The 2425-nt window shown below is 67.8% G+C and carries 1 protein-coding gene; it reads left to right on the top strand.

The genetic code is table 11. The annotated features are described in order from the left end of the window. Positions 1-47 precede the first annotated feature (47 nt). The coding region (locus AB0P24_RS47780) for a condensation domain-containing protein (protein ID WP_365805759.1) at positions 48-2425 on the top strand (2378 nt) is incomplete at its 3' end.

The raw sequence follows: 2425 nt of genomic DNA, 5'->3' as shown, positions 1-2425 counted from the left end.
CGGTTCCGGATCTGGGTGCGGGTGGCGGTCGTGGTCCGGTGACGCCGGTGGAGGAGGCGTTGTGTGGGTTGTTCGCGGAGGTGTTGGGTCTGGAGCGGGTTGGTGCGGAGGAGGGTTTCTTTGAGTTGGGTGGTGATTCGTTGCTGGTGATGCGGTTGATTGCGCGGATCCGGTCGGTGTTTGAGGTGTCGGTGGGTGTGCGTGAGGTGTTCGCGGAGCCGACGGTGGCCGGGGTGGCGCGGTTGGTGGAGGGTGCGGGGGTGTCGGGGGGTGTGGTGCTGGCGCGTCGGGAGCGTCCGGAGCGGGTGCCGTTGTCGTTCGCGCAGCAGCGGATGTGGTTCTTGAACCGGATGGACGGTGGCGATGCCGAGGGCGCCGCGGCCTACAACCTGCCCTTCGCGTTGCGGTTGTCCGGTCACTTGGATGTGGCGGCGCTTGAGGCCGCGTTGGGGGACGTCGCTGACCGGCACGAGAGTCTGCGCACGGTCTTTCCGGATGCTGAGGGTGTTCCCTACCAGCGGGTGTTGGATGACGCAGGCAGCCGTCCTGAGTTGGTTGTGGTCGAGGCCGGCGAGCGATGGCGCGAGGTCTTGCGACTTGAGACCGCGCGGGGGTTTGATCTGGCGGTTGAGTTGCCGTGGCGGACGGTGTTGTTGAGGGTTGCGCAGGAGGAGTCCGTCTTGTTGTTGGTGGCTCATCACATCGCGACGGATGCGTGGTCGATGGGTGTGCTGGCGAATGACCTCCAGGTGGCTTATGGTGCGCGGCTTTCGGGGCAGGCGCCGGGGTGGGAGCCGCTGCCGGTTCAGTACGCGGATTACGCGTTGTGGCAGCGGGAGGTGCTGGGTGAGCTGGACGATCCGGAGAGTGCCGGTGCCGGGCAGGTTGAGTTCTGGCGGGAAGCGTTGGAGGGAGTGCCACAGGAGACGGTGTTGCCGTTCGACCGTCCGCGTCCGGCGGTGCCGTCGTTCCGCAGCGGTACGGTCCCCCTAGGGGTGGACGCGGTCACGCATGCGCGGTTGGTGGAGCTGGCCGCGCAGGGCGGGGCGACGATGTTCATGGTCGTGCATGCCGCGCTGGCGGTGCTGCTCGCCCGGATGGGGGCAGGGGAGGACCTCTGCGTCGGTACGCCGGTCGCCGGCCGGTCGGATACGCAACTGGAGGGGCTGGCCGGGTTCTTCGTCAACACCCTCGTCCTGCGCTCCGACACCTCCGGCAACCCCACCTTCCAGGACCTGCTCGCCCGGATCCGTGAGTCGGATCTGGCTGCGTACGCCCATCAGGATGTGCCGTTCGAGCGGCTGGTGGATGAGCTGAATCCGGCGCGGTCGGCGGCCCGCAATCCGCTGTTCCAGGTGATGCTGGCGCTCCAGAACGTGCCCGAGGCCCACTGGGAACTGGAGGGGTTGACAGTCGAGCAGGTTCCGCCTGCGGAGGACCTTGCGGCCCGCTTCGATCTCTCCCTTTCCCTGAGCGAGCGTCACTCCGATGACGGCGGGCCGGATGGCCTGCGTGGCGGGATTCTGTTCGCTGCGGACCTGTTCGACGAGGAGACGGTCCGTCGGCTGGCGGCGCGGCTCGTGCGGGTGCTGGAGCAGGTCGCGGCCGATCCGGAGTTGCGGGTGGGTGCTGTCGAGATCCTGGACGAGGCTGAGCGGTCGGCGGTGGTGGCTGAAGGGAATGCCACGGCTGGTGAAGCGGATAACGCCATTGTGGTGGAGCGGTTCCGTGAGTGGGCTGTGCTGACGCCTGCGGCGGTGGCGTTGCGTTCGGGTGGGCGTTCGTTGACCTATGCGGAGGTGGATGGGCGTTCGGATGCGTGGGCGCGTGGGCTGGTGGCGCGTGGGGTGGGTCGGGAGTCGCGGGTGGGTCTGTGTCTGCCGCGCGGCACTGACATGGTGGTGGCGATCCTGGCGGTGTGGAAGGCCGGCGGGGCGTACGTGCCACTCGACCCGGAGTACCCCACTGACCGGCTGGCGTACATGGTCGCCGACAGCGGCGCCGAGCTGGTGGTGGTGGGGGAGGAAACGGCGAATCAGCTGTCGGAGCACGGGCAGACTGTCCGGTTGGAAGAGTTGGAGAGCGGCCGTTGTGAGTTGCCGGAGATCGCGGCTGGTCAGCTGGCTTATGTGATTTATACGTCGGGTTCGACGGGGCGTCCGAAGGGTGTGGCGGTCGGGCATGCGTCGGTTGCGAACCTGGCCGCGGCCATGCGTTCCGTCCTCGGCGTCGAACCAGGCGTGACGGCGCTGCAGTTCGCCTCCTTCAGCTTCGACGCCTCTGTCCTGGATGTCGCGGTGACCCTGGCGGCTGGTGGCACGCTGGCCATTGCGTCATCCGATGAGCGGCTGGATTCTTCCGCGTTGGCCGCGATGGTGGAGGCCTGCGGTGTTCAGGTCGCCAGTGTCGTCCCCTCGCTTCTTGG

It is taken from the genome of Streptomyces sp. NPDC086519, from assembly GCF_040686075.1.
Classification (GTDB): domain Bacteria; phylum Actinomycetota; class Actinomycetes; order Streptomycetales; family Streptomycetaceae; genus Streptomyces; species Streptomyces shenzhenensis.
Note: the sequence above shows the minus strand (reverse complement) of the source record. Positions and strands in the feature narration are given on the sequence as shown.